Annotated in this window: 27 protein-coding genes; 15 read left to right on the forward strand and 12 right to left on the reverse strand. The window is 62.6% G+C overall.

Annotated elements, in window-relative coordinates; translation table 11 throughout:
- From ACI2KA_RS17005 to ACI2KA_RS17020, 4 genes are all read right to left on the reverse strand, one after another.
- A partial coding sequence (locus ACI2KA_RS17005; protein ID WP_404503643.1) for a hypothetical protein occupies positions 1 to 198 on the reverse strand: 198 nt, incomplete at its 3' end.
- A gap of 97 nt (positions 199 to 295) precedes the next feature.
- Positions 296 to 1,072, reverse strand: a complete 777-nt coding sequence (locus ACI2KA_RS17010; protein WP_404503644.1) for a YbaY family lipoprotein — start codon at positions 1,070 to 1,072, stop codon at positions 296 to 298.
- Positions 1,073 to 1,404: 332 nt separating this feature from the next.
- The gene (gene hutX / locus ACI2KA_RS17015; protein WP_404503645.1) at positions 1,405 to 1,929 is read right to left on the reverse strand and encodes a heme utilization cystosolic carrier protein HutX; all 525 of its coding nucleotides are present in this window, start codon (positions 1,927 to 1,929) and stop codon (positions 1,405 to 1,407) included.
- Between the two features lie 9 nt (positions 1,930 to 1,938).
- Positions 1,939 to 2,286 (reverse strand): antibiotic biosynthesis monooxygenase, encoded by a 348-nt coding sequence (locus ACI2KA_RS17020; RefSeq protein WP_003522597.1) that lies wholly within the window; start codon positions 2,284 to 2,286, stop codon positions 1,939 to 1,941.
- 196 nt (positions 2,287 to 2,482) lie between these two features.
- Between ACI2KA_RS17020 and ACI2KA_RS17025 the strand changes: the two genes are divergently transcribed.
- Genes ACI2KA_RS17025 through ACI2KA_RS17035 form a run of 3 tightly spaced genes read left to right on the forward strand, consistent with a single transcriptional unit; the run spans position 2,483 to position 5,240 of the window.
- A complete protein-coding gene (locus ACI2KA_RS17025; protein ID WP_404503646.1) occupies positions 2,483 to 3,376 on the forward strand; it encodes a hemin ABC transporter substrate-binding protein in 894 nt (297 codons plus the stop codon).
- A complete protein-coding gene (locus ACI2KA_RS17030; RefSeq protein WP_404503647.1) occupies positions 3,373 to 4,461 on the forward strand; it encodes a FecCD family ABC transporter permease in 1,089 nt (362 codons plus the stop codon). The genes ACI2KA_RS17025 and ACI2KA_RS17030 overlap by 4 nt, the downstream gene beginning before the upstream one ends.
- The gene (locus ACI2KA_RS17035) at positions 4,458 to 5,240 is read left to right on the forward strand and encodes a heme ABC transporter ATP-binding protein (protein WP_404503648.1); all 783 of its coding nucleotides are present in this window, start codon (positions 4,458 to 4,460) and stop codon (positions 5,238 to 5,240) included. The genes ACI2KA_RS17030 and ACI2KA_RS17035 overlap by 4 nt, the downstream gene beginning before the upstream one ends.
- A 12-nt stretch (positions 5,241 to 5,252) precedes the next feature.
- Here the strand turns inward: ACI2KA_RS17035 and ACI2KA_RS17040 are convergent, their stop codons facing one another.
- On the reverse strand, positions 5,253 to 5,609 hold the full coding sequence (locus ACI2KA_RS17040; RefSeq protein WP_404503649.1) for a YbaN family protein: 357 nt from the start codon (positions 5,607 to 5,609) through the stop codon (positions 5,253 to 5,255).
- 250 nt (positions 5,610 to 5,859) lie between these two features.
- On the opposite strand from ACI2KA_RS17040, the gene ACI2KA_RS17045 reads away from it, so the two are divergent.
- The 5 genes from ACI2KA_RS17045 to ACI2KA_RS17065 all read left to right on the forward strand — a co-directional run bounded on the left by ACI2KA_RS17045 (position 5,860) and on the right by ACI2KA_RS17065 (position 10,119).
- Positions 5,860 to 6,255 (forward strand): VOC family protein, encoded by a 396-nt coding sequence (locus ACI2KA_RS17045; RefSeq protein ID WP_404503650.1) that lies wholly within the window; start codon positions 5,860 to 5,862, stop codon positions 6,253 to 6,255.
- A 23-nt stretch (positions 6,256 to 6,278) separates the two neighbouring features.
- Positions 6,279 to 6,992, forward strand: coding sequence for a uracil-DNA glycosylase (ung, locus tag ACI2KA_RS17050; RefSeq protein WP_404503651.1), 714 nt, complete (start codon positions 6,279 to 6,281; stop codon positions 6,990 to 6,992).
- Between the two features lie 71 nt (positions 6,993 to 7,063).
- Positions 7,064 to 8,140, forward strand: a complete 1,077-nt coding sequence (locus ACI2KA_RS17055) for a DUF2218 domain-containing protein (protein ID WP_404503652.1) — start codon at positions 7,064 to 7,066, stop codon at positions 8,138 to 8,140.
- A 164-nt stretch (positions 8,141 to 8,304) separates the two neighbouring features.
- The gene (locus ACI2KA_RS17060) at positions 8,305 to 9,249 is read left to right on the forward strand and encodes a VOC family protein (protein WP_404503653.1); all 945 of its coding nucleotides are present in this window, start codon (positions 8,305 to 8,307) and stop codon (positions 9,247 to 9,249) included.
- A 255-nt stretch (positions 9,250 to 9,504) separates the two neighbouring features.
- A complete protein-coding gene (locus tag ACI2KA_RS17065) occupies positions 9,505 to 10,119 on the forward strand; it encodes an alpha/beta hydrolase (protein WP_404503654.1) in 615 nt (204 codons plus the stop codon).
- A gap of 186 nt (positions 10,120 to 10,305) precedes the next feature.
- Here ACI2KA_RS17065 and ACI2KA_RS17070 read toward each other — a convergent pair whose 3' ends face one another.
- Positions 10,306 to 10,890: a transglycosylase SLT domain-containing protein gene (locus ACI2KA_RS17070; protein WP_404503655.1), complete on the reverse strand. Its 585-nt coding sequence runs from the start codon at positions 10,888 to 10,890 to the stop codon at positions 10,306 to 10,308.
- Positions 10,891 to 11,547: 657 nt separating this feature from the next.
- Between ACI2KA_RS17070 and ACI2KA_RS17075 the strand changes: the two genes are divergently transcribed.
- On the forward strand, positions 11,548 to 12,081 hold the full coding sequence (locus tag ACI2KA_RS17075) for a transglutaminase-like cysteine peptidase (RefSeq protein ID WP_404503656.1): 534 nt from the start codon (positions 11,548 to 11,550) through the stop codon (positions 12,079 to 12,081).
- A 52-nt stretch (positions 12,082 to 12,133) separates the two neighbouring features.
- On the opposite strand, the gene ACI2KA_RS17080 is transcribed toward ACI2KA_RS17075, so the two are convergent.
- Positions 12,134 to 13,021: a DMT family transporter gene (locus ACI2KA_RS17080; RefSeq protein WP_404503657.1), complete on the reverse strand. Its 888-nt coding sequence runs from the start codon at positions 13,019 to 13,021 to the stop codon at positions 12,134 to 12,136.
- Positions 13,022 to 13,262: 241 nt separating this feature from the next.
- Here ACI2KA_RS17080 and ACI2KA_RS17085 point away from each other — a divergent pair, with 241 nt between their 5' ends.
- Together ACI2KA_RS17085 and ACI2KA_RS17090 are read left to right on the forward strand one after the other, a co-directional pair.
- Positions 13,263 to 14,561, forward strand: a complete 1,299-nt coding sequence (locus tag ACI2KA_RS17085; protein WP_404503658.1) for an adenylosuccinate synthase — start codon at positions 13,263 to 13,265, stop codon at positions 14,559 to 14,561.
- 70 nt (positions 14,562 to 14,631) lie between these two features.
- A complete protein-coding gene (locus ACI2KA_RS17090; protein WP_404503659.1) occupies positions 14,632 to 16,911 on the forward strand; it encodes a hypothetical protein in 2,280 nt (759 codons plus the stop codon).
- A gap of 450 nt (positions 16,912 to 17,361) precedes the next feature.
- On the opposite strand, the gene rpoH is transcribed toward ACI2KA_RS17090, so the two are convergent.
- The 3 genes from rpoH to ACI2KA_RS17105 form a co-directional block, all read right to left on the reverse strand.
- Positions 17,362 to 18,264, reverse strand: a complete 903-nt coding sequence (rpoH, locus tag ACI2KA_RS17095) for an RNA polymerase sigma factor RpoH (RefSeq protein WP_404503660.1) — start codon at positions 18,262 to 18,264, stop codon at positions 17,362 to 17,364.
- A gap of 166 nt (positions 18,265 to 18,430) precedes the next feature.
- Entirely contained in the window at positions 18,431 to 19,255 is an 825-nt protein-coding gene (locus tag ACI2KA_RS17100) for a class I SAM-dependent methyltransferase (protein ID WP_404503661.1), read from the reverse strand.
- 284 nt (positions 19,256 to 19,539) lie between these two features.
- The gene (locus ACI2KA_RS17105; protein ID WP_404503662.1) at positions 19,540 to 20,562 is read right to left on the reverse strand and encodes an RluA family pseudouridine synthase; all 1,023 of its coding nucleotides are present in this window, start codon (positions 20,560 to 20,562) and stop codon (positions 19,540 to 19,542) included.
- A 38-nt stretch (positions 20,563 to 20,600) separates the two neighbouring features.
- On the opposite strand from ACI2KA_RS17105, the gene ACI2KA_RS17110 reads away from it, so the two are divergent.
- Together ACI2KA_RS17110 and ACI2KA_RS17115 are read left to right on the forward strand one after the other, a co-directional pair.
- The gene (locus ACI2KA_RS17110; protein WP_404503663.1) at positions 20,601 to 20,993 is read left to right on the forward strand and encodes a hypothetical protein; all 393 of its coding nucleotides are present in this window, start codon (positions 20,601 to 20,603) and stop codon (positions 20,991 to 20,993) included.
- Positions 20,983 to 21,837 carry a TrmH family RNA methyltransferase gene (locus ACI2KA_RS17115; RefSeq protein ID WP_404503664.1) on the forward strand — a complete coding sequence of 285 codons (855 nt, stop codon included), beginning with the start codon at positions 20,983 to 20,985 and terminating at the stop codon, positions 21,835 to 21,837. The genes ACI2KA_RS17110 and ACI2KA_RS17115 overlap by 11 nt, the downstream gene beginning before the upstream one ends.
- Positions 21,838 to 22,054: 217 nt before the next feature.
- On the opposite strand, the gene ACI2KA_RS17120 is transcribed toward ACI2KA_RS17115, so the two are convergent.
- Complete coding sequence (locus ACI2KA_RS17120) at positions 22,055 to 23,281, reverse strand: hypothetical protein (protein ID WP_404503665.1); 1,227 nt, start codon at positions 23,279 to 23,281, stop codon at positions 22,055 to 22,057.
- 202 nt (positions 23,282 to 23,483) lie between these two features.
- Positions 23,484 to 24,080 (reverse strand): DUF1134 domain-containing protein, encoded by a 597-nt coding sequence (locus ACI2KA_RS17125; protein WP_404503666.1) that lies wholly within the window; start codon positions 24,078 to 24,080, stop codon positions 23,484 to 23,486.
- Between the two features lie 248 nt (positions 24,081 to 24,328).
- Between ACI2KA_RS17125 and chpT the strand changes: the two genes are divergently transcribed.
- On the forward strand, positions 24,329 to 24,976 hold the full coding sequence (gene chpT, locus ACI2KA_RS17130) for a histidine phosphotransferase ChpT (protein ID WP_110756291.1): 648 nt from the start codon (positions 24,329 to 24,331) through the stop codon (positions 24,974 to 24,976).
- An 86-nt stretch (positions 24,977 to 25,062) separates the two neighbouring features.
- A complete protein-coding gene (locus ACI2KA_RS17135) occupies positions 25,063 to 25,590 on the forward strand; it encodes a GNAT family N-acetyltransferase (RefSeq protein ID WP_404503667.1) in 528 nt (175 codons plus the stop codon).
- The last annotated feature ends 179 nt before the right edge of the window (positions 25,591 to 25,769 follow it).

Below are 25,769 nucleotides of genomic sequence, written 5' to 3' on the forward strand. Positions count from 1 at the left end.
GCAGCCTTTTTCCGAAAGATAACCGGAAATCGCGGCGACGATGCCGCGGGTCGATTTGCAGGCTACTGTCAGAACATAGGATGTCATCGCGTTTTCCCTCAGAGGCTTCGCGCCGGGATGAGCCGGCGCAGTTCGGCGCGTTCCATAGCGCAGCTTGGCGGCGGAGCAAAGCGGCAAGACGAACGCAGCCAAAGTCATAAAACGGGAAAGGCACCCGCGCCGTGCCGGAAGCGACATGGAATGTTCCACGGCCCGCACGGCGGCGCGGGGTGTTTTGCCAGGGCCGTTGCCGGCTTCAGGCGCGGCGCAGGCGCATGGCCGTGCGGCCGCGGCCGTCGATCAGTTCCAGCGTGCCGCGGCGCGGCTCCAGCCGGAAGGAGCGGGAGCCCTCCAGCGCCTCGATGAATTGCCGTTCCTGGCGCATGATGTCGGGGGTGCAGGCCATCTGCGTGGAAATCATCCGGCCGAAATCGATGCGGTTGCGGTTGATCTTCACCTCGCCGCCGATACCGTTGCAGCCGGCATTGGCGGACACGCGGCCCTCGCGGGAAATTTCCAGCGTTGCCTGGCGGCGGCCGCGAACCCGCTCGCCTCTGATGTCCTGCACCAGCCAGCGCCCGTCAATGCCGGCTTCCGGCTCCGGCCGGCCCGGGGCCGCGCCCACACGTTCCAGCACGAGGTCGGTCTCGTCGCGTCCGCCGGCCAGCACCGAATAACGGCGGGTGGTGGTGAAGAGCAGCCGGTCGCGGTCGCGGATTTCGGCGCTCAGCGCATAGGAGCGGCGGCCACGGATGTCGCGGTCGTCATAACGCAGCACGAAGGGCACCGGCACCTGTCCGCGCGGGCGGATGGTGGTTTCGGCAATCGTCTGCGACGGCGCATCCGCCAGCGAAACATCGATCAGGCGCACGGTGACGGTCGCGCCCGGCGGCAGGGCGATGCGTTCGCGATAGGAGACGCTGCCGCGCAGGCTTGTCGGCGCGGCCACCGCGCCGCCCGCCGCAAAAAGCGGGGCGAGCGCGAGGAGACCGGCGAAACTGCGGCGCGAAAGAAGAGGCTGTCGGTCGGTCATGGTGCTTGCTCCGTGCTGGTTCCGTTTAAATTTCAGGGGATGATAAAAAACGGCACTGAACGGGCGATGAACCGATGGATGTTCCCCCGAATGCTGGAGGAGAGGTCCGGGGTGGGTGGTGGCGCGTGCGATTGCGAGAGCCGATGCATCCCCACCCTCATTCCTGTGCTTGTCACAGGAATCCAGCCGCCGCGCGTCTGCGCGGCAGAGGGGTCCTTTCTGCCCAAGGACTTGGGCTGGCTAGATTCCTGTGACAAGCACAGGAATGAGGTCCAGGAGAGGTCGCCGCAGCCACGGAAAGCAATTCCTCGGGCTGCAGCCTCCGGCTCACCTCAGCTGCGGAAACCGTCCCGCAGCGCTTCGAACTTCGCCAGTTGCTCGGCGCGCAATTCCTTGTTCTCGTCGCGGCGGACGAAAATCTTGAACATGGCGGCGCCGGCGGCATTCATGAACCAGACGGAACAGGAACGGCGGCCGTGGAAGCCGCGATCGACGAAGGTGATCGTGGCGCAATTGTCCTTCTTGATGTGACCGCCGATCGGGCTGTCGCCGTGGATGTTGAACCAGCCGTGGCTCTCCGTGCCTTCCGGCAGGTGGCCCGGCACCTCCAGCACGATATCGCCGGTCTGCACGATCATCAGGACTTCGCCCCATCCGCGCATCTCGTTCCAGATCGCGTCGAAGCGGTCGGCTGCGGCGGAAACGGCCGCACCTTCCGGCAGGATCGCCAGAATTTCGGCCGGCGTCACCTCGGCCTTGGCGGCAATGGCCTCCACGATGCCGTCGGGCTTTTCGGCAAGGGCCGCGGCGGCGCGGGCCTGCCTGTCGTCGTCGGTCTTTTGGGCTGCAATGCTCATGGCTGTGCCTCAGGCGGCAATCGAACGGCGTTCGCCATTCTTGTCTTCGTGGATGATGACGTCGAAGCCTTCGAAATGCGGGCCGGAGAGATATTCCACCTTGCCGCGGTTTTCGCCGGCCTTGGCATGGGCGGCGCGGAACTGTTCGGATTTCGTCCAGGCAAGGAAATCGTCCTTGGTGGCCCAGACGGTGTGCGAGGCATAAAGCGTGTGGTCGTCCGCCTTCGGGCCTTTCAGCATGTGGAATTCGATATAGCCCGGCAATTCGCTCAAGTGCGATTTGCGCTCGCGCCAGATGGATTCGAAGGTTTCCTCATAACCCGGCACGACACGAAAGCGGTTCATTGCGATAAACATGAAATTCTCCCTTTAAGTTTCCAGTTTCAGTCAGGATATCCAGCCCGAACCGGGTTGGGAAGAGGCTCACGACAAAGCGAACAAATTTACTCCACTTATCGATTGCGCGGCTTATAAACATGTGCAAATAACTCAAGTTAAATGGCGCGGGCAGACCCGTGCCCGCCCGTGTGCTTTTGTGTTTCAGGATCGCGCCATGTTGAATTTCCGCCTTCGCCCGCTCGTTTTCGCCACCCTCCTGCCTGCTGCAATCGCCTTTGCAGCGCCCGCCGCCATGGCTTCGGACAAGGGCAATCCGGAAGCGAAACGCATCGTCGCGGTGGGCGGCACGGTGACGGAAATCCTTTATGCGCTGGGCGCCGAAGACCGCGTCGTGGCGCGCGACAGCACCAGCAGCTATCCGGCCGAGGCCCTGGCCAAGCCGGATATCGGCTACATGCGGGCGCTGTCGTCGGAGGGCATCCTGTCGCAGAAGCCCGATCTCATTCTTTCCGAGGACGGCTCCGGCCCGGCCGATGTCATCGCCATCCTGAAGGCGAGCGCGGTGCCTTTCGTCACCGTCGATACGCCGCCGAGCGGCGATGCCATCCCGAAGAAGATCGAGGATATCGGCGCGGCCGTCGGTCTTCCCGACAAGGCGAAGGCGCTGGCTGCGGACACCGAGGCCGGGCTCGATGCGCTGGCCAGGGATGTTTCGGCCGTGCCGGAAAAGGGCCGGAAGCGTGTTCTCTTCGTGCTCTCCAGCGCCGGCGGGCGTATCATGGCGGCGGGCAAGGATACGGAAGCGGCGGCGATCATCGAAATGGCCGGCGGCATCAATGCGGCTCAGGAGATCAGCGGTTACAAGCCGCTGACGGACGAGGCTGTCATTGCCGCAGCGCCTGATGTGGTGCTGACCATGGCGCGCGGCGACCATGCCACCAAGGCTGCCGAGCTTTTCGCGCTTCCCGCCTTCCAGTCCACGCCGGCCGCCGCTGAAAAGGCGCTGATCAGCATGGATGGCCTTTATCTCATCGGTTTCGGTCCACGCACGCCGGCCGCGGGTCGTGAGTTGGCGAACAAGCTTTATCCCGAGGTGGTGAAGCCGTGAGCCTTGCCACCTTGAGTTCCGCTGAAGGCAGGGTTGCGGGCGACAGGTCCCGCCAGGGGGTTGTCACCCTCGCCGTACTTGTCGGCATCCTGCTGTTTGCCTGTGGCGTTTCGCTGGTCAGCGGACCCACGGGCGTCGGCTTATCCGAACTCTGGGCTTATCTGACCGGCGGTGCGGATCAACTCGATGCGCGCGACAGGGTCATTCTCGAAGCCGTGCGCCTGCCGCGCACGGCGCTCGGCATGCTGATCGGTGCGGGGCTCGCCGTTTCGGGCGCGATGATGCAGGGGCTGTTCCGCAATCCGCTGGCCGATCCCGGCATTGTCGGCGTCACCTCCGGCGCGGCGCTGTTTGCGGTCGCGGCGATTTCTCTCGGGGAGGGCGCGCTTGCCACGGTCGCCGTGTTTTTCGGACCGCATTTCCTACCACTGATGGCGTTTTTCGGCGGCCTGCTGAATACCTGGGTGCTTTACCTGATCGCCACGAAGGACGGCGCGACGTCCACAACCACGCTCATTCTGGCCGGCATCGCGGTGGCGGCAATCAGCGGCGCGCTGACCGGGCTGATGATCTTCGTGGCCGATGACCGGGCGTTGCGCGACATCACCTTCTGGTCGCTCGGTTCGCTGGGCGGGGCGACACCCGCCAAGGTGCTGGCCACCTTGCCCTTCATCATCGTCGTGCTTGCCATCATTCCCTTTGTCGCCCGCGGGCTGGATGCGCTGATCCTTGGCGATGCGGCGGCCTTTCACATGGGCATCCCGGTGCAGCGGCTGAAGCGGGTCGTCATTCTGGCCGTCGCCGCCGCCTGCGGGGCAAGTGTGGCGGCGGCCGGTTCCATCGGTTTTGTCGGCATCGTCGTGCCGCATCTTCTGCGCCTCGCCATCGGCCCGTCGCACCGCTTCCTGCTGCCCGCCTCGGCGCTCGGCGGCGCGGCGCTTCTTCTGTTCGCCGACAGCTTCGCCCGCACCGTCGCTGCGCCGGCGGAGTTGCCCATCGGCGTGGTCACGGCGCTTATCGGCGCGCCGGTCTTCCTGTTCCTGCTGCTTGGCCGCGGCGGCTTTTCCATGCGGAACATGTCATGATCCGGGCCGAAAACCTTACCCTCATCCGCTCCGGCCGCCGTCTTCTGGACGACGTCAGCGTCGATCTGAGACCGGGCAAGGTCAATGTCATCATCGGCCCCAACGGCGCCGGCAAATCGACGTTGATGAAGCTGCTGTCGGGCGAGATGCGCGCAGACGGCGGGTCGGTGACCTATAACGACATCGCCCTGGCGCAGTTCACCCCGGTGCAGCTTGCCCGCCTGCGGGCCGTGCTGCCGCAGAATACCCAGCTTGCGTTTCCCTTCACCGCGCTTGAAATCGTGCGCATGGGAGCGGTGGCGCAGGGGTCGCGCGCGCCGGAAGAACAGGCCCGCCGGGCGCTTGCCAGGGCCGGCCTGCGCGGTTTCGAGCAGCGGTCCTACAACATGCTGTCGGGCGGCGAGCAGCAGCGGGTGCAGTTTGCCCGCGCGCTGGCGCAGGTGCCGAACCCGGTGGAAAACGGCGAGGCGCGGGCGCTCTTCCTCGACGAACCGACGGCCAGTCTCGATATCGGCCACCAGATTTCCGTTCTGGAAACGGCGCGTGACTTTGCCAGCGGCGGCGGGCTGGTGCTTGCCATCCTGCACGATCTCAACCTCGCAGCGGAATTTGCCGATCAACTTATCGTCATGCATGGCGGCCGGGTGACGGCGAGCGGGCCATCGCTGGAAACGATCAGCGACGAGACGATTGCGCGGGTCTATGGCATTGGCGGCGTTGTCGGCCGGCTGCCGGCGCAGCACATTCCCTATGTTCTGCCGCAGTCGCGGCATCGCTGAAAATATCCGCGTTCAGCTTTCCGGGCGGGTGGCGATGAACAGCGCCGAACCGAGCATGACGGAGGCAACGATGGCGGCGCGCAGAAGCGGCGGGTCGCTGAAGAACCAGAAGGCGGCGTAACTCACCGTCATTGCCGAAAGCGCCGCGATCTTCGCCTTGCGGGCAATCGCGCCGCGTTCACGCCATCGCCGCAGCGAAGGACCGAACCTGGGATGGGAAAGAAGCCATGCCTCGAGCCTGGGCGAAGAGCGGGAGAAGCACCAGAGCGCCAGAAGCAGAAACGGCGTGGTCGGCAATACGGGAAGAAACGCGCCGACAATGCCGGTCGCGACCATAAGCCAGCCAAGACAGAGGTAAACAAGGCGCATGACTATGCCGGTATCATGACTTATCCACTCAGGATAGAGCAGGGTCATGAAAAGCGTGAGCCCTCTTGCCGCAGTCGCGCCGCACCGGCAAAACCGGGCGCTTCCACCATCACATTTGGCGTGATCGGGCCGCTCCGCTCTGGTGCATGGCGCCTTTAGGGTTGAAAGCGCGGCGCACTGTCTTTATCCCCTTGGGCCGCGATGTCCGGAGCATAACCGGACCGTCAACAGGAAGAAGAAGGAAAACACCATGGCCAAGCTGATCCACTCGATGGTCCGGGTGCTGGACGAAAAGCGTTCGGTGGAATTTTACAAACAGGCTTTCGGGCTTGAGGTTGCGGAACGCGCCGAGTTCGAGAATTTCACGCTGATCTATCTCAGCAATGCCGAGGGCGATTTCGAGCTGGAACTGACCGTCAACAAGGGGCGCGAAGTGCCCTATGCGCTGGGCGACGGTTATGGTCACCTTGCCGTCAGCGTTGCCGATGTGGATGGCGAACATCAGCGCTTCACCGAGATCGGGCTTTCTCCCGGCAAGATCATCGACGCCGATTACAAGGGACAGCCTTTCGCAAAATACTTTTTCATCTGCGATCCGGACGGCTACAAGATCGAAGTGCTGCAACGCGGCAACCGGTTCAAATAATCACCATTAGCGGAGAGACGGGCATGGCAGAGGCAGGCGTCAAACTCGAAGACAGCTGGAAACGCGTTCTTTCCGGCGAATTCGCCAGTCCCTATATGCTCAAGCTCAAGGATTTCCTGCTTGCCGAAAAAACCGCCGGCAAGCGCATCTTTCCCAAGGGGGCCGAATATTTCCGGGCGCTGGATCTGACGCCGCTGGATGAGGTCAAGGTCGTCATCCTGGGCCAGGATCCCTATCACGGGCTTGGCCAGGCGCATGGGCTGTGCTTTTCGGTGCGGCCCGGCGTGCGCATTCCGCCGTCGCTCGTCAATATCTACAAGGAACTGCAGGCTGATCTCGGCATTCGCCCGGTCAGCCACGGTTTTCTGGAAAGCTGGGCGAAACAGGGCGTGCTGCTTCTCAACAGCGTGCTGACGGTGGAAGAGGCCCGCGCCGCGTCGCATCAGGGGCAGGGCTGGGAAAGGTTTACCGACGCCGTCATCCGTGCCGTCAACGACGAATGCGACCATGTGGTTTTCCTGCTCTGGGGGTCCTATGCCCAGAAGAAGGCGGCCTTCGTGGATCAGCGCAAGCATCTGGTGCTGCGCTCGCCGCATCCCTCGCCACTGTCGGCCCATAACGGCTTTTTCGGCAACGGCCATTTTTCCAAGGCAAACGCCTTTCTCGTCTCGCATGACCGCCAGCCGATCGACTGGCAATTGCCGGATGTGGCGGAAAGCGACAAAAACCTTCTCTAGATACTCATAAAATACCTTTACGCTTTGCGGTTGTCGGGATTAAAGATAACCGGACTACAAAGTGAAGGATTATGCCCGTGTCTCTCCTGTCTGCCGAAACCTCCGTCTCGCTGCCCGATCCGCTGTCGATCGTCGATGCTTTCGAGGATCATTTTTCCGAGCACATGGAGATGGAGCGGGAAGGTGCGACGGTACGTTTCAAGACGGAATACGGCCATGGCAGCTTCAGCGCCGAGGGCGGCCGCTTCGCCGCCCGGGTCAACTGCATTTCCGAACATATATTGATGTCGGTGAAGGCCATGGTGGCCGAGCATATCGTTGAATTCTCCGGCGAGACCGGGCTGGATTTCCGCTGGAGCGGCCATGGCGCCCAGCAGCGTGAACTGCCCAATCTTTTCGTCGGCAAGGTTGCCCGCGCCTATAACCTCACGCCGCATATGCGCCGGCTGGTGGTTGCCGTCGAAAGCGGCATCGAAAGGCTGCTGACCGGCGGCATGCATGTGCGTCTGCTTTTGGTGCCGGATCAGGCGCGCGCACCCGTCTGGCCCTATCTTGCGACCACCGGGGCCATCGTCTGGCCGGCGGGTGACGATCTTCTGACACGGCGCGTCTACACCATCCGTTCCGGGGATGTCGGCCGCGGCGAGGTGGATATCGATTTCGTCATGCATGAGGGCGACCACATGCCGGGCGCGACCTTCGGCGCGACGGCGAAGCCGGGCGATGTTCTCGGCATCATCGGCCCGAGCGGTACCTGCCCGGAGGCGGATCGTTACGTCTTTGCCGGTGACGAAACCGCGCTGCCGGTGATGCTGCGCATGGCGGCGGAAATGCCGGCCGGCAAGAAGCTCCGCGTTTATGCCGAAATCGACAACGAAGCCGAGCGGCAGGAGATCGTCTGCGCGGCCGATGTCGAGTGGACGTGGCTTTATCGCCGCGGCAAGCCCGCCGGCACCGCCGGCCTGCTTGAGAAGGCGCTGCGCGACCATGCCTGGAGCGCCGATCACGACGGCCTGCATGTCTTCGTCGCCTGCGAGAAATCCGAGGCGCGGGCGGCGAAATCCTTCCTGACGGACGAGATCGCTTTGCCGAAAGCCGCACTGCGCGCCGTCGGTTACTGGACCCTGGGCGTTGCTGACGATCACTGAGATGAGCGGTCGGGCCGGTTGAACAGTAAAATTTATTGTTCACAGATCGGGAACAATCCGTTCCCGTCGTCCACTCTATGCCTGAGGCGGCTGTTGCCCCATCTTTACGCCATGAACACGGCGGGTCCGATTGCGAGGCCTGCCAGGCGAAAAGGGGTTTAACCATGCTGAACCAGATCAAGGGCCTGCACCACGTCACCTCCATGGCGGCAAGCGCGCGTCAGAACAACGGTTTTTTCACCGATACGCTCGGCCTGCGCCGGGTAAAGAAGACGGTCAATTTCGACGCGCCGGACGTCTATCATCTCTATTATGGCGATGAGGTCGGCACGCCCGGCTCCGTCATGACCTATTTCCCGTTCCCGCATATCGCCCGCGGCCGCCCCGGCACCGGCGAGGTGGGCACGACGCTGTTTTCCGTTCCGGAAGGATCGCTCGGCTATTGGCAGGAGCGTCTTTCGAAAGCCGGCGTGGACGGCCTGAAGGCCGATGAGGCCTTCGGCAACAAGCGCCTGCATTTTGCCGGACCTGATGGAGACGGTTTTGCGCTGGTGGAAGTCAGGGACGATAATCGCGCGCAGTGGACCGGCAACGGCGTCGGCGGGGATCAGGCGATCCATGGCTTTCAGGGGGCGTCGCTGCGTCTTCGCGATGAAGGCGCCACGGCCGAACTGTTGAAATTCATGGGCTATGAGGAGGTGGACCGCCAGGACGGCGTGCTGCGTCTCGGTATTGCCGGCGGCAACGGTGCCGATGTCATCGACATTGAAACACTGCCGAATATTTCCGGCGCACGGCTGGGCGCGGGTTCGGTGCACCACATCGCCTTTGCGGTCGAGAATCGTGAAAAGCAGCTGGAAGTGCGCAAGGCGCTGATGGATACGGGGTATCAGGTGACCCCGGTCATCGACCGCGATTATTTCTGGGCGATCTATTTCCGCACGCCCGGCGGCGTGCTGTTTGAGGTGGCCACCAACGAGCCGGGTTTCGACCGTGACGAGGACACCGCCCATCTCGGCGAGGCGCTGAAACTGCCGACCCAGCACGCGCATCTGCGCCCCCTGCTGGAAAAGCAGCTGGAGCCGCTGGGGGATGAGAAGGCGGTTTAACCTGTCGCTCGCGTTTGGCAGGACATTGCCGCGTATTTCTTCTCCCCGTCTGGGGAGAAGGCGGTCCGAAGGGTCGGATGAGGGGGTAACGCGCACGATAGACCGCACCTTTGCCCCCTCATCCCGTTGCCGCCTACATCTCCCCGGCGGGGCGAAGAAACAAGCCGCGTCCGTTCGCTCCATATGACTGCTCCACCTGGCCGAAGAAACCTTGCGGAAGCCGTTGAACCTCTTCCTTCCAGAAAGGATCATCCGATGAACAAGGACACCTATTTCCACAAATCCCGCGCCGGCGCTGCCGGTGCTCCGCTTTTCGTTTTGCTGCACGGCACCGGCGGCGATGAAAACCAGTTCTTCGATTTCGGTTGCCGCCTGCTGCCTGAGGCCACCATTCTCTCGCCCGTCGGCGATGTTTCCGAACACGGTGCGGCGCGGTTTTTCCGGCGCACGGGCGAGGGCGTCTACGACATGGCCGACCTTCAGCGGGCAACCGAGAAGATGGCCGATTTCGTCAGGGCGAACCGCGAGCATTACCAGTCCGGGCCGGTCATCGGCCTCGGCTTTTCCAATGGCGCGAATATTCTCGCCAATGTGCTGATTAAAGAACCCGGGCTTTTCGATGCGGTGGTGCTGATGCATCCGCTCATCCCGTTCGAACCGAAGATTTCCCCCACCAAGGCCTCGCGCCGGGTGCTGATCACGGCCGGCGAGCGCGATCCGATCTGCCCGGTGCCGCTGACGAAGGCGCTGGGAGAGAGCCTGAAGGCCCAGGGCGGCACGGTTGAAACCGTGTGGCACCCGGGCGGGCATGAAATCCGCTCCGGCGAGATCGATGCGGTCAGGGGTTTTCTGGCGGCTTATGGGAGCTAGTTTGTTGCGCGGCCTCATTCTTCACCGTCATGCCGGACTTGATCCGGCATCCAGCCACGGCGCGTCTGCGCCGTGAAAGGACTCTCCCGCGATCAAGGACTTGATCGCGCTGGACCCCGGATCCAGTCCGGGGTGACGGAGGGTTCCTTTCCACGTCGCAGGCAAAATGACCCTGCTACCCTAGCCTCAGCGATATCCGCATTGCTGCAGCTGCGCCTCGTAACGCAGCGCCATGTTGGCGGAGCGGCGGGCGGCCTTCTGGACCGCGGAATTGTTGCGCCAGCTACCCTTCGCATAACCGGCATGGCCGGAATAATAGGCGAGGTAGAGATTATAGGGGTCGTTCAGTGCAATGCCGTTTTCGCGCCGGCTCTTGGCGTGATACCAGCCAACGAAGTGGATGGCATCGGTGAAATCGGTGCGGCTTGCCGACCAGCGGCCGGTTTCACGCTGGTAGACGCTCCATGTGCCGTCCAGCGCCTGTGCGTAGCCGTAAGCGCTCGACTGGCGTGTCCAGGGAATGAAGCCGAGAAGCTTGGTGCGCGGCGGGCGTGCATAGGGGCGGAAGGCGGATTCGGTATAGATCGTCGCCATCATGACAGGTACGGGCACGCCGAATTCGCGCTCGGCCGCTTTCGCATCGCGCCGCCAGTTGTTGAAGATGCCGTTCCGCTGCTCGAAAATCGCACAGGCATTGGTCACCTGCGACGGTGCGGTGGCGCAGCCGGCCAGGACGAGCATCAGGAAAACAACGGCAGACACGCCACGCATAACGGAACCCTTTCGTTCCGCTATTCTTAAATTGCTAACCATTAACGCCGGGTTTTAAGACAAGGTTAATTCAAATGCCGCCGATCAGGGCTTTGTTAACCCGTTGAAAAGTCCTGTGTCCGGTATAGGGCGAAACTGCGTGTTTTGCTCTTCTTCCCGCTTTTTTGCGATGTGTTTGTCCCCGGCCCGGCCGTATCGCCTATACTTGCCGCATTCCGGTCATCAAGCGTGCGCGCGGCGCAAGATGGGCGGGGCAGGCGGCCAGAACCGGGGAGTTTCCCAATGTCACGGTTGAGGTCGCCGGCACATGCCCATCCTCCAAACAGGAACCGGTTTGGCGGGCGGGTCATGTGGTGAAGCCGGGGCCGCATCGTCTGCAAACCCTGCAATACCATTCCCATACCCCGCAACGATGCGGCCCCATTCTGCTTCCCGACGTTGCCTCGATATTCGCGGCGGCGATATCGGCGCATGGTCGAAAAAGCGCCCGTTGTACAAAAATGAAAACCGATAAAATTGTAGCGATCGGCTTAAAGCGCCTGAAAACAGTGCTGTGCCATTGTGGGATCACAGACGAGGAGCGGCCTTTGAAAGAAACGCTCCACACAACGAAATCGAGACCGGCAAAAGCCGGCGGATCGCGAAACGGGGTATGAAATGCTGAAGAAGATTATTGCTGCCGCCATTTGCGGAATTGCCGTTGCTTCCCTGTCCACCCATGCCGATGCGGCGGGTGCCGCCGGTTTCGCCCGCGCCTTCGCCGCCGTCGAAAAGAGCGCGGTGACACAGGTCGGTGTTTCCGCACCCGGCAGTTTTGATGGCTGCGTCCTTTCCGCCGGCCAATGCGTCTCCACCATCGCCGCGCCGCTGACCGGCGAGCGCCGCGAGGAACTGCTGCGCATCAACCGCGATGTGAACGCCACCATGGGCGCGCTCGACGATTATTTCTCCGGCTTCGCCACCGATGTTCCGGTAACGCCTTCCATGAGCCTTGGCGATTGCGCCGACTGCGCCGCGATCAAGCGCACGGCCCTTGCCGGTGCCGGCTGGTCTTCGAGCGCACTGCGCCTTGCCTTTTCGCTCAACAACGACGGGTCGCTCGAAAAAGTGCTGATCGTCACCACCGACAAGGGCGATATCGTCCTTGGCAACGCCAGCCACTCTCCGGCGGAGCGCGAAACCGCGCTCTGAACCCATTTTTTCATGCCTGCCAGACTGCGCCGGTTTTCCTGACCTTACGGGGTCAGGAAGCCGGCGATTTTTTTCGTTCCGCGACGGCGATGCCGGCCAGCGCCATGACGAGGGCGATGATCTGGTAGGTATGCAGGGTCTCGCTGAGGACGACAACCGACAGCAATGTGCCGAAGACGGGTACGAGGTTGATGAAAAGGCCGGCGCGGTTGGCGCCGATCTGTTCCACGCCCTTGATGTAGAGAATCTGCGCGACGAGTGACGCAAAAATGGCGGCATAGACCACCAGCACCCAGCCCTTCTGATCCGGCCAGACGACGCTGTCGCGGGAAATCTCCCAGAAGACCAGCGGCACCGAGGTGAGAAGGGCGAAAAAGGCGGGAATGGCCATCAGCGTGCGCCAGTCGACGGCGGGTTTCCAGCGCAGGATGACGGTGTAGATGGCATAGACCAGGACGGCGAGCAGCATGATGGCGTCGCCGACATTCATTTCCAGCTGCAGCAGCGAGACCGGATCGCCATGGGAGGCGAGCAGCGCCACGCCGGCGATGGTGAGGCAGAAGCCGGCGATCTGGCCAAAGAGTACACGGGTGCGGAACAGCATGAAGTTCAGGAGGAAGATGACCATCGGAATGCCGGCCTGGATGACGGCGGCGTTGATGGCCGAGGTGTGCTGCAGGGCCGTGTAGAGAAACACGTTGAAGGCGGTGTAACCGACGCTGCCGAGCACGAAGAAATAGGGCAGGCGCTGTTTCACCACCGGCCAGTCCTTGATGAGCTGCGGCACGGAGATGGCGAAGATGATGGCGACGGCGAGGACCCAGCGCAGGAAGGTGAAGGCCATGGGGCTGATATGGCCGACGGCAAGCTTGCCGGCGACAGTGTTGCCGCCCCAGCAGAGCGTGGCGATGATGAGGGCGATATAGGCTTTCGAAGGCACGCTGATGTTTCGCTTCTGCAAGGGAGGGGAAAACGGCTAAGGGGTGAATGGCGGCCTTGCGCCCGTGCTTGGCCCCCACGGGGCGAGATAATGCGGGAAATCCGCGCCTTGTCACGGAAAAAGCAAAATTCTCCATAAGAAACAGGGTCGCTTTCCGTAAAACAACACAGTATACATTCGCGGGTTTGGGTTTCCCATCGGGTTATCGGGCGCGCAAGCGCCATGAGCAGGAAAGCAAGAAATGACGAATGTTGTGGTGGTCGGCTCGCAATGGGGCGACGAAGGCAAAGGCAAGATTGTCGACTGGCTGTCCGAGCGGGCAGATGTCGTCGTGCGGTATCAGGGCGGCCATAATGCCGGCCATACGCTTGTCATCGATGGCATCAGCTACAAGCTTTCGCTTCTGCCGTCCGGCGTCGTGCGTCCCGGCAAGCTCGCCGTCATCGGCAATGGCGTCGTGGTCGATCCGCATGCGCTGATTGCTGAAATCGGCCGTCTGGAAGCGCAGGGCGTCAAGGTGACCCCGGAAAACCTGCGCATTGCCGATAATGCCACCCTCATTCTTTCGCTGCACCGCGAGCTGGACGGCATGCGCGAAGACGCCGCCTCCAACAGCGGCACCAAGATCGGCACCACCCGCCGCGGCATCGGCCCGGCCTATGAAGACAAGGTCGGCCGCCGCGCCATCCGCGTCATGGATCTCGCCGACATGGAGGCGCTCTCCGCCAAGGTCGACCGTATTCTGACGCATCACAACGCGCTTCGCCGCGGTTTCGGTGCAACCGAAGTCTCGCATGAGACGATCATGGAAGAGCTTGGCTCGATTGCCGAGCGCATCCTGCCCTTCAGCGAAACCGTCTGGCTGCTGCTCGACAAGAAGCGCCGCGCCGGCGCGCGCATCCTGTTCGAAGGCGCTCAAGGTTCGCTGCTCGATATCGACCACGGCACCTATCCCTATGTGACCTCTTCCAACACGGTTGCCGGCCAGGCCGCCGCCGGTTCGGGCATGGGTCCGGGTTCGCTGGGTTACATTCTCGGCATCACCAAGGCTTACACCACCCGCGTCGGCGAAGGCCCGTTCCCGACCGAGCTGAATGACGAGATCGGCCAGTTCCTCGGCGAAAAGGGTCATGAATTCGGCACCGTCACCGGCCGCAAGCGCCGCTGCGGCTGGTTCGATGCCGCGCTGGTGCGCCAGTCGGTCGCCACCAACGGTATTACCGGCATCGCGCTCACCAAGCTCGACGTGCTTGACGGTCTCGACGAGCTGAAAATCTGCGTCGGCTACAGGCTGGACGGTCAGGAAATCGACCATCTTCCGGCAAGCCAGGGCGCGCAGGCGCGGGTCGAGCCGATCTACATCACGCTGGAAGGCTGGAAGGAATCGACAGTCGGTGCCCGAAAATGGGCGGATTTGCCTGCTCAGGCAATCAAATATGTCCGTCAGGTCGAGGAATTGATCGGAGCGCCTGTTGCGCTTCTGTCGACAAGTCCGGAGCGTGACGACACGATACTTGTGACTGATCCGTTTGAGGATTAATGTCCTCGGCGATCTAGATTCATAAACCATATCGGGCCGGTACGTCGCCGGTCACGACGAGAAAGTGCTTATGGCGGATTTTGTAGCAGTCATTCGCAAGGCCGTGGATGGCTTGGCGAACAATACTCCCGAAAACCGGGCGAAGGTTTACGACAAGGCGCGCAGTGCGGTTGTGCGCCAACTCGAGAATATGAAGCCACGTCCGCCGGAAGAACTGTTGCGCCGGCAGATCGCCAAGCTGGACGCCGCCATTGCCGAGGTGGACAGCGAATATGCCGAGGCGCTGCCGGCACTGGAGGAGGACGAGGCATTCTCCCCTGCTGCCGAAGAGGCCGCAGCGCCTTACCATCAGCACGAGATCGACGAGGACCGCGCGGCCCATGCCGCCGAGCCCGTGGACGAGGAGCCGGTGCGGGCTGAGGCTGAAGAGCCCGAGCCCGCTTATGACGAGCCCGCCGCCGAAGAACCGCATCACGCGACGCCGGTTTCCACTGTCCCGGAACCGGACGAAGAGGTTCACGAGGAACAGCGCGACAAGCGGCATGAGGAAGAGCGCGCGCCGGAAGAGCTTTATGACGCGCCCGCGCCTGCGGCTCCCATCGCTGTCGTTGCCGATGAAACGCACGGAACCTATTTCACCCGCGTGGAGGAAGAGCCGGCCTATCGCTCGGCCGATGAGCACGATCGCGAATTCGAGACCGCGCCGCGCGAAGAGGATGCGTCCGTTCCCGCCCATTGGGCAAAGCCGGTGGATGAAGACGACTGGCGCAAGCTGGACGAAACGCAGGCCGACGATGTCCATCCCGCCGACGACTATGCCGACGTGCGTGCCGAAACGGACGAGCGCCCGCTGGTTGCCGGTTATGCCGCGCAGCACTACCAGGAACCGGCGGTGAATTTCGAGCCGGACAAGGGTGATGCGGATGACCGTTTCGGTCATGCTGCCGCGGTCGGCCACGATCCGGTGTTCGGTGTTCAGGACGATTTTTCCGAACCGCGCCGGGCGGACGATGCGAGCCAGAAAAAACCGGCCGTCGTCGAGGATTTCTCGTCCTATTTCCAGGATACGGATATTGCCATTCCTGCAAAGGATGCGCCGGCGCTGCCGCGTGCCGACAACGATCCCTTCGGCGATCAGGCGCAGGCCAAGGACAACAAGGAACGCACGCCCTGGGACGATCTGGACGAGCTGATCGGTTATGACGGTGCGTCGTCGTCCGCCCGTGCGGGTGCGGACGAAACGCCCGCCGTGGGTGCGGGTGCCGCGACGCCTGCCTATATGGTCAAGAAGAAACCGCGCCGAAACTATGCGTCGCTGGTGCTGGCGCTTGTCGGCGCCGGGCTTCTGGCGGGCGGCGGTTATGCGCTGTGGATGAACCGCGATGCCTTGAACGACATGGTCGGCGGGCTGGTGCAATCGGCCCAGAAAGGCGGCGAGACCCAAACGCCTCCGGCCAATACGGGCGAGGCGCAGACATCGACGCCGCCGGCAACCCAGCAGCCGGCCGCCACCGGACAGCAGCAGGCGGCCAATCCGACCAACCATCAGACGCCGACCCATGGCGATGACGGTTCCGTCACCGGCACCAAGTTCACCCAGCGGCTTCTGGCCGACGGCACCGAGCGTGACGAAGGGCCAGCCCCGGGCGCGAACGGCCAGCCGGTGACCGCCGAAGGCCAGTCGGTCTATGAGCAGAATGTCGCGCCGACGCCTGCGGGCGAGGCTCCGGCCAACAATGCCGGTGCGCCGGCCGGAACGCCGCCGACGCAGCAGCCTGCCGCTACCGCCACCGGCGACCGCATGTTCCTTTATGAGGAAGTGCTGGGCCAGACGGTGCCGACCGCCATCCAGGGCAGCGTTTCCTGGTCGCTGCAGCAGGAAAATGATGCGGACGGCAAGCCGTCTCCGACCGTTCAGGGCCAGATCACGGTTCCCGGCCGCGGCCTCAGCGCGCTCATTACCTTCAAGCGCAATACCGACCCGTCGCTGCCGGCAAGCCATCTGATCGAGATCGTCTTCTCGGTTTCGCCCGGCTTCGAAGGCGGCGCGATCGACAGCGTCCAACGCATCGCGATGAAGAGCACCGAGCAGGATCGCGGCAACGCCCTGATCGCGGTTCCGGCCAAGATCACCGACGATTTCCACATGATTGCGCTCAACGACTTCCCGGATGCGATGAAGACCAATCTGGAACTTCTGAAGAGCCGCAACTGGATAGACATTCCGGTTTCGTACCGCAACGGCCGGCGCGCGCTGCTGACCCTGCAAAAGGGCAATGACGGCATCGCCGCCTTCGACAAGGCGCTCAGCGAATGGGCGGCGTCGACGCCGGCGGCTGGCGGTCAGTGATGATTTAAGGGCGGCTCAGGCCGCCCTTTTGTTATAAGGCAACGGGCGACGTGCTTATGGAATGGCCGCGGCGGTGTCTTTGCTTTGTCGGGTGGTGGGTTTTGGGGATGTTGGTGAGTGTGGCTCACCCCCCTCTGCCCTGCCGGGCATCTCCCCCACAGGTGGGGAGATCGACTCGCGGCAAGGTTTCGCCTTTCCTGACAGTCGAGATAGCGCAACGCGGGCGCGTCTTGCCAATCTCCCTCCTTGTGGGGAGATGCCCGGCAGGGCAAAGGGGGTAAGCCGCATACTCCGAAGCGAGGATATTCTCCCTACCGCTTTTCCTCCAGCACAACCGCGGGTCTCAGAGGCAGACCATTTCCCATCGCCCGCCTTTTACAAACAAAAAATCCCCGGCCGAAGGCCGAGGATGATTCATGGTCAGCGCATTGGCGTCAAGAGCGAGCTGCCTTACGCGTCCACCACGCGCAAGGCGCGCGCCGCTTCAAGCGCTTCCTTCTGCACGGCCTCCTGCACCTTTTCGAAGGCGCGAACCTCGATCTGGCGCACGCGTTCGCGGCTGATGTCGAACTCGGAGGAGAGTTCCTCCAGCGTCACCGGCTCTTCGGCGAGCCTGCGGGCCTCGAAGATGCGGCGCTCGCGGTCGTTCAGCACGCCCATGGCCTTGGCCAGCATGCGGCGGCGGGTTTCCAGCTCGTCCTGCTCGATCAGCACGTCTTCCTGGCTGTCATGGTCGTCCACCAGCCAGTCCTGCCATTGGCCGGACTCGCCTTCCGACGCCTTGATCGGCGCATTCAGCGAGGCGTCGCCGTGCAGGCGGCGGTTCATGGAGACGACCTCTTCTTCCGAAACCTGCAGCTTCGTCGCGATTTCCTTGACGTGCTCCGGCTTCAGATCGCCGTCATCGATGGCCTGGATGCGGCCTTTCAGCCGGCGCAGGTTGAAGAACAGGCGCTTCTGGTTGGCGGTCGTGCCCATCTTCACCAGCGACCAGGAGCGCAGGATATATTCCTGGATCGAGGCCTTGATCCACCACATGGCATAGGTGGCGAGGCGGAAACCGCGTTCCGGATCGAATTTCTTGACCGCCTGCATCAGGCCGACATTGCCTTCGGACACGACTTCGCCGATCGGCAGGCCATAACCACGGTAACCCATGGCGATCTTGGCGACGAGACGCAGATGGCTGGTGACGAGCTTGTGTGCGGCGTCGCGGTCGCCATGCTCGGCGTAACGCTTGCCAAGCATGTATTCTTCCTGCGGCTCCAGCATCGGAAATTTGCGGATGTCGTCGAGATATCTATTGAGACCGGCTTCGCCGGCCGTAATCGTAGGCAAACTATTGCGGGCCATAAAGCACCCCCTTATCTATGGTCTGGAACGGCACCCTCTTTGAATTGGCGATTACCCGCCGGAGGCACACCGTAAGCTGCGGGTCGTTACCGACCCCGCACGAACCCATGTGACAGATATGTACGCGTCCGCCGCGTTTCAAGCGAACGCTGCGTTCACACATGCGTTATGTTCCGGTCACACCTTCTCTGACCTGTTTAACTTTCGAACGGTAGATTCGTTCCGAAAAACCGCCGAGGCCGGAGCGCACCATCAGCTCATACATGAGCCTTCGGCGCATGGGATTGTGCAGGCGCACCACCTTCGAGCCGAGGAACTGCGTCTCGACATGGGAAAGCGCCTGCAGATCGGGATCGTCGGCAATCGCGCCGGCATAGGTGGCGTGAAATTCCCGGCGGCAGACATAGGTCTTGTATTTGGTCATGCCGAAGCAGACCAGGCTGTGGCCATGGGTGCGCAGGAAATCGGCGACGCCCACCGTCACCTCCGGCCAGGCCGGGTTGAAGGTATCGTCGAAAACGATGACGCCATGCGGGGCGATTACCTCCATCGCCAGTTTCGCGTCGGCCAGCACGTGATGCAGATGGTGGCCGCCATCGATGCTGAAGAAGCGCGCCGGGCCGATGCGTGAGGTGATGTCGGCGGGCGCCAGCCGGGTGCTGTCACCCCGGATGATCAGGTCGCCATCCATGGCGAAACCCAGCCGGCGGCCGTTTTCCATCAGGCGCTCATATTGGTCGAGGCTGCCATCCTCGGGCGGATCAAGATCGAAAAGGTCGACGCCCAGCACCTTTTCCTGCGTCTGCGCGAATTTGCGCATCAGGAAATAGGAGCGGCCATAATAGACCCCGATTTCCGCCATGCCGCCTTCGAAACCGCCTCTCGTCTGCGCCTGCAGCAACGCTTTGAAGACAAGCGCATCGGGCGGGTCGATATAACCTTCGACGCTGCGCAGATCCTGAAATATAAACCGGCGGTCTTCGATGTTCATGCGCGATGGATCCCGTCATCATGCCGTTCCGTTCAAGGCGGTATGAATTGAACGAACGGCGTTGCCTGCGGCGTCTTTCTGGCCAAGCTCTTGTGCGGCCACGGCTTTTGCCGTGGTGCTTTCAAGCTTTGCGCCGGCCGAGGAGGTGCGACGATTGAAGCGAAATTGGGGCGGTCTACAAAAAGGACCGACTACGGAATATCGCTATCCGCTAATCTTTTTTTATTATCGGGGGCTTCGGGTAAAATGCAGGGCGCAGTTTTTTGACCGCGCCCTGCAGGTTTTCAGCCACGCAGCGCGGCGGTCAGCATTTGCATGTCGTCCGGCAGGTCGGTTTCGAACTCCATCACCTCACCCGTGCGGGGGTGTTCGAAGGCGAGCAGATAGGCATGCAGCGCCTGGCGCGGAAAGCCGCGGACGGTGCTTTTGGCCGGCTCTTCGAGAAGGTTCGCCTTGGTGCGGAAGGCCGCGCCATATTCGGGATCGCCGATCAGCGGATGGCCGATATGGGCCATGTGCACGCGGATCTGGTGGGTGCGGCCGGTTTCCAGCCGGCATTCCACCATCGAGGCGAGGCAGGTGGCGTCCGGCCGTTCATGGTAACGCTCCATCACCTCGTAATGGGTGATCGCCTCGCGGGCATCGTCCGAATCCTCGTGCTTGACCGCGCGTTTGGTGCGGTCGGCGCCGCGGCCGAGTGCGGCGTCGATGGTGCCGCGCAGGGTGCGCGGGCGGCCCCAGACGACGGCCTTGTAGGCCCGCTCCAGCGGCCCGGTGCGGCCGTGATCGGCAAATTGCGCGGCGAGATGGCGGTGGGCATTGTCGTTCTTCGCCACGACCATGACGCCGGAGGTTTCCTTGTCCAGCCGGTGCACGATGCCCGGCCGCCTGACGCCGCCAATGCCGGAAAGGCTGTCGCCGCAATGGTGGATGAGGGCGTTGACCAGCGTGCCGGTCCAGTTGCCGGCGCCCGGATGCACGACGAGACCGGCGGGCTTGACCAGCACGATCAGGTCTTCATCCTCATATTCCACATCGAGCGGAATGTCCTCGCCCTTGGGTTCCGGGTCTTCCGGCTCGGGCATGACGATCTCGATGCGATCGCCCGGATGCACCTTCTTTTTCGGTTCCGTCACCGGATTGCCGTTGATGGAGACGGCGCCCTGTTCGATCAGCGCCTTGAGGCGGCTGCGGGAGAAGTCGCCGCCCACTTCGCCCACCAGCCAGGAATCGAGGCGGCCTGCGGCGTCTTCGCCGGCAATCAGGACTTTCCTTGCGTCTCCGCCTTGTTTAAAGGGGTCGTTCATTCTTATTTTTCCGATCCATCAGCATTTCAGGGAACCCGATGACGCAGATCGAGCCAGACGAACAGGAAGACAAGCCGCTTGATCCGGCCATGGAAAAAGTTCGCCGCAAGATGATCCGTTTGCAGATCGTGTCGGGCTCCGTGATGTTCATCAGCCTTATGGCTGTCTTCGGCGCGGTTGTCTACAAGGCGATGGGGCCGTCGAAAACGGTTCAGACGCAGGCGGAAGCGCCGAACCTTGCGGTTCCGACCGGCAACGGGCCGGTTGCCGTCACCGCAAGCCTGCCGCAGGGCTTTGTGATCGACAATGTCAGCTATTCCGGCGGCGACATGCTGTTTTACGGGCGGCTCGCCAACGGCACCCGCAAGGCGCTGGTCTTCAACGTTTCCAGCGGCCGGTTCCTGGCCGATGTGACGGTCGATGGCCAGTGAGGTCAATAACCCGCTTGAGGGTCGGGCGCTGATCCCTGTCGAAGACCCGGCCGATCCGCGCATCGCCGCCTTTCGCGACATTCGCGAGCGCGACCTGACCGGGCGGCAGGGCCGCTTCATTGCCGAAGGCACGGTGGTGTTGCGCATGCTGGCCGCCGCCCACAAGGCGGGCGGCGCCTTTGCGGCGGAAAGCATCCTGATCCTGCGCAACCGGCTTTCCGGCGTTGCGGATATTCTTGCCGATTTTCCGGATGAGGTTCCGGTTTATGTGGCCGAAGCGCCGGTGCTGGACAATATTGTCGGTTTCCACCTGCATCGCGGAATTCTGGCGCTCGGGCGGCGGGTGCGCGATGATGGGCTAGCGCAGATGACGGCGGCACTTCCCGCCTCGTCGCTGGTGCTCGTCGGCTGCGGCATTTCCAATCACGATAATCTGGGTTCGATGTTCCGCAATGCGGCGGCGTTTTATGCCGATGCGGTGTTTTTGGACGAGACGTGCTGCGACCCGCTTTATCGCAAGGCGCTGCGGGTTTCCGTGGGCTCGGTGCTGTCGGTTCCCTGGCATCGCGGCGGTGGGGCGGTGGAGATGCTGGAGCGGCTCTCGGAGGCCGGATTTGCGATCTGGAGCCTTTCGCCCAATGGTGAGACCGAGATTCGCGACATTCCCCGATCCGAGCGGATGGCGCTGGTGATTGGCACGGAAGGTGAGGGGTTGCCGCAATCGGTGCTGTCGCGTTTTCATACGGCGCGGATTGCGCAGTCGGCGCAGCTGGATAGTTTGAATGCGGGGACGGCTTCGGGGCTGGCGCTTTATCAGATGGCGGGGGCGATGGGGCGGGTGTGATCGTGCGGCGTATGCGGCTTACCCCCCTCTGTCCTGCCGGACATCTCCCCCTCAAGGGGGGAGATCGACTCGTGGTTGCGTTTCGCCCGTCTCAACCTTTGCGAATGGAGCGGTGGCAGAGCCTCCTGCCGATCTCCCCCCTTGAGGGGGAGATGCCCGGCAGGGCAGAGGGGGGTAAACCGCACCCGCTGAGGCGGACTATCCCGCACCCACCGAATTAGCGTTTCCGCTTCTCCATCACCACTGTCGCCCGCTTCGCAAGGCTCTCCCGCCCTGACGAACCTGACGCCTTGGCCAGCAACCCCGGAATGGGCGATGTCTCGCCTTCGCGGGCGGCGGTGAGCGCGATCATCTCGGCGGCGATCCTTGCGATTTCGCGGCGGATCGGTTCGTCATTGCCGGTGCCGCGCACGTTCAGCAGGCGTTCGGTAAGCGCCGTGCCCTGATTGCGAATATCCTCGATTTCCTGCTCCAGACCGTCCGGCTGCGGCGCCGGCGGCGTCTCCACAACCGGCAAGGCCGGGGTGTCTTCTTCGGCGACCGCCGGTTCGGCCCCTGCGGCAATGGCGGGCGCGGTTTCAGGCGCGGCGGCCGGCTGTTGCGGCGGAGGTGCCGCGTTCTCGACCGGCACGGCCGGGTTCGGCAGGCGGATGATCATGTCGTTGGCGCGGCCGCCGGTTGCGGCAAGCTGTTCCTTGAGGCGGGCGGCTTCCTGATTGCGCAAGGTCAGCATCGTGTCGAGATCGGCATTTTTCGCCATGAGGGCGGCGACCTGCTCCTCCAGCCGGGTGACCTTGCGGCTTTCGCGCGCAACGGCGCTCATCGCCTCCTTGTTGCGGGCCGCCACATCCTGCAATTCGCGGCTGGCGGTCTCGCCTTCCTTGCGCAAGCGCGTGGCGCTCTGTTTCGCCTGCTCGGCTTCCAGATCGCGGGTGGCGGCGAGGATTTTCGAATCGTCCAGTTCGCGGGTGAGATTGGTGAGGCGGGCGGTGAGGTCGGCCATCTGGCTGGCGCGCTCGTTGGCGGCCTCTTCCTGCTGCGTAAGGCTTGCCGCAATCGTGCCGGCGCGTTCCTCGCTGGCATCGAGGCCGGTGCGCAATTCACCGATTTCCAGCGTCATTTCCTCGATCTTCAGCGACAGGCTGCGGTTCTGTTCGCCGAGGCGATAGGCGTCACTGGAGGCGGCCTCGTTGGCGAGGCGCAGCGAGGTGTTCTTTTCCCGTTCCGTTTCCAGTTCCTGGCGGACCTTGGCGTTTTCGGCGGCGTAAAGCGCGCGCGCCATGTCCTTCTGCGCGCGGACTTCCTGCGGGCTGATGGGCATGGTCGCGCGCAGGCGGTTTTCCGTATAGGCGACGATGCGGCGGTGGATCGCGGGTGCGATCAACAGGGCCAGCAGGGTTGCGGTGAGAAAACCCAATCCGAAAAGAATGGCATATTCGATCACGCGGGACAGTCTCCGAAACTCAGATACGCGCGCATTCGGAAAGAGGAGCGCGAAAACACGTTACGCTATTCTTGCAACCGAGGGGAGGGGCTTCTCCCGGCAATCGCGGAGGCAATGTCGCTGCCCGTGGTTTCTTCTACCCAGGGGGAGAAGAAACAAGCGGCCAAACCCTGCTTCCCGTCAAACCCTTCACGGCAGCGACTCAGAAGGGATTCCAGGTCGGCTGCTGGGTGAGTTTCAGGTAACCGACATTGATGCCGAGGCGCGCGCCGATGCCGGTGCGGATGGGCGCGAGCGTGACATCGCTGCTCTTCAGATAGGTCATGCCGACGCCGGCGACGATGAAGGCGGAGCCGCTGACGCCGCCGTAACGGCGGTAAAGCGCATCGACGGAAGGCAGGTTGTAGACGAGCATCATGGCGCGGGTGCCCTGGCCGCCATAATCGAGACCAAGCGAGGGGCCTTGCCAGAAGACGGGGTGCTGGCCGGCATTCTTGGTATAAAGCGTGCCTTCGCCATAGGTGAGGCCCGCGACGAAGGCGCCGGAGCCTTCCTGCCCGAGAATGTAACCGTTCGGAAGACCGTATTGCTGGAAGGCGCGCTCCACCACCTTGGCAAGGCCGCCGGTGGTTTCACCGAAGAATCCGTGGCCTGCATCCACGACTTCCTGGAAAGAATATTGATCGCTGTTCTGGGCTGCGGCCGGTGCGGCCCACAGCAAGAGGCTCGCAAGGAGCGCGAAAATCTTTCCCAGTCCGAGGCGTGCAATGGTGCGGGTTTTCGTAAGGCGCATCGTCATGTCCGTCCGTCTGTTTCGTTAGCGCATCGCCGCGAAAATCCGAATCGATTTTCGACACGATGCGAAGATTCAAAAATGCTGGAACATCCTTGTGGCGTCAGAATGGACGCGAAGGATTCCAGTGTGGCCTGTTAAGGCATTTGGCATTTTGAAACCATCCTATTAACAATCGGTTTACCAAATATGGTGTCATTATGGCTTAACAATTTCCACACCGTCCGCGCCCCCCTTGCGCAGGAGAGAATTTTATGACGAGCAAACTCAATATCACGCTGTCCGGTCCCGATCTGGCGGCTCTTCTGTGCAGCCGTGTGTGCCATGACGTTATTTCTCCTGTCGGCGCCATCAATAACGGCCTCGAACTTCTCGACGAGGGCGGCACCGATGACGATGCGCTCGATCTCATCCGCACCTCGGCCCTTAACGCATCCGTGCGGCTGAAGTTCGCCCGCCTTGCATTCGGTGCGTCCGGCTCCGCCGGCGCGTCCATCGATACCGGCGAGGCCGAAAAGGCCGCCAAGGATTTCGCCGAGGCCGAAAAGAAGGCGGAAGTCAGCTGGAACGGTCCGCGCGCCATTGTCGCGAAGAACCGCGTCAAGCTGCTGCTCAACCTGTTTCTCGTCGCTTATGGCGCGATCCCGCGTGGCGGCAATGTCGATGTGCTGCTGGAAAGCCCGGATGGGGACGCCAAGTTCGAAATCACCGTCAAGGGCCGGATGATGCGCGTTCCGGCCAAGTTCGTGGAGATTTACGAGGGCAGGCTGGAAGAGGCGGTCGACGCCCATTCCGTGCAGCCCTATTACACGCTGCTTCTGGCGGAAGAGGCAAACATGGCGGTGGAATACAAGGTGCACGAGGACCGTATCGTGTTTACCGCAAAGACGGTTGCCGAGTGACCGCTCGATTGCGGATGTGACGTGATGAAAGGGCTGGAGACGCGTCTGTCGACGTACCGGCCCTTTTTCGTTTCGGGAGCATGTTGATGACCTTTCTGACAACCGACCGCCTTGTTCTGCGGCCGCATGCGATTGCGGATGAAGCGCTTTATCGCGCGTTCTGGGGCGCGGATGTTCCACCGATGAAAGGTGTCCGGTCGATCGCGCCGCTGGAGCCGGAGCTCGCTTTCGCCCGGCTTTTGCGGTTCATCGGCCATTGGTCCGTTTTCGGATTCGGTCCCTTCGTGGTGGAAGAGCGTGCCACGGGGCGCATCGTGGGCGAGGTGGGCTTTGCCCATATGCGGCGCGGAAACGGGGCCGATTTCGATACCGTGCCCGAGGCCATGTGGAAAATCGATGCCGCATTCACCGGCACCGGCGTTGCGACCGAGGCGGTGACGGCGGCGGTCCGATGGTTCGACGGCCGCGGAATTTCGCAGCGGACCGTCTGCATGATCGATCCGCTGAACAGCCCCTCGCTGGCGATCGCCGCCCGATTCGGCTTTCGGCCGTTTCGCGATACGGCGTTCCGCGACACTCCCGTGCGGCTGCTCGAGCGGATTTCAGTGGTTTAGCACCGGCATCCCCGCGCGGGCGGGAGCCCCGGAAGAGCCGTCCGGCTGTCTTGTTTCATGCGGATGTTTTTGATCGCGGTACTGTCTCGATCGTGTTTCAGCACGGCCTGGAACCTGTTCCAGGTCTCGGCGGGCGGCGGTTTGACCCAGGGTTGCTCCCTATCAACTCCTGGAGCATC

This window comes from Agrobacterium sp. NPDC089420, assembly GCF_044900305.1.
In the GTDB taxonomy this organism is placed as follows: Bacteria; Pseudomonadota; Alphaproteobacteria; order Rhizobiales; family Rhizobiaceae; genus Agrobacterium.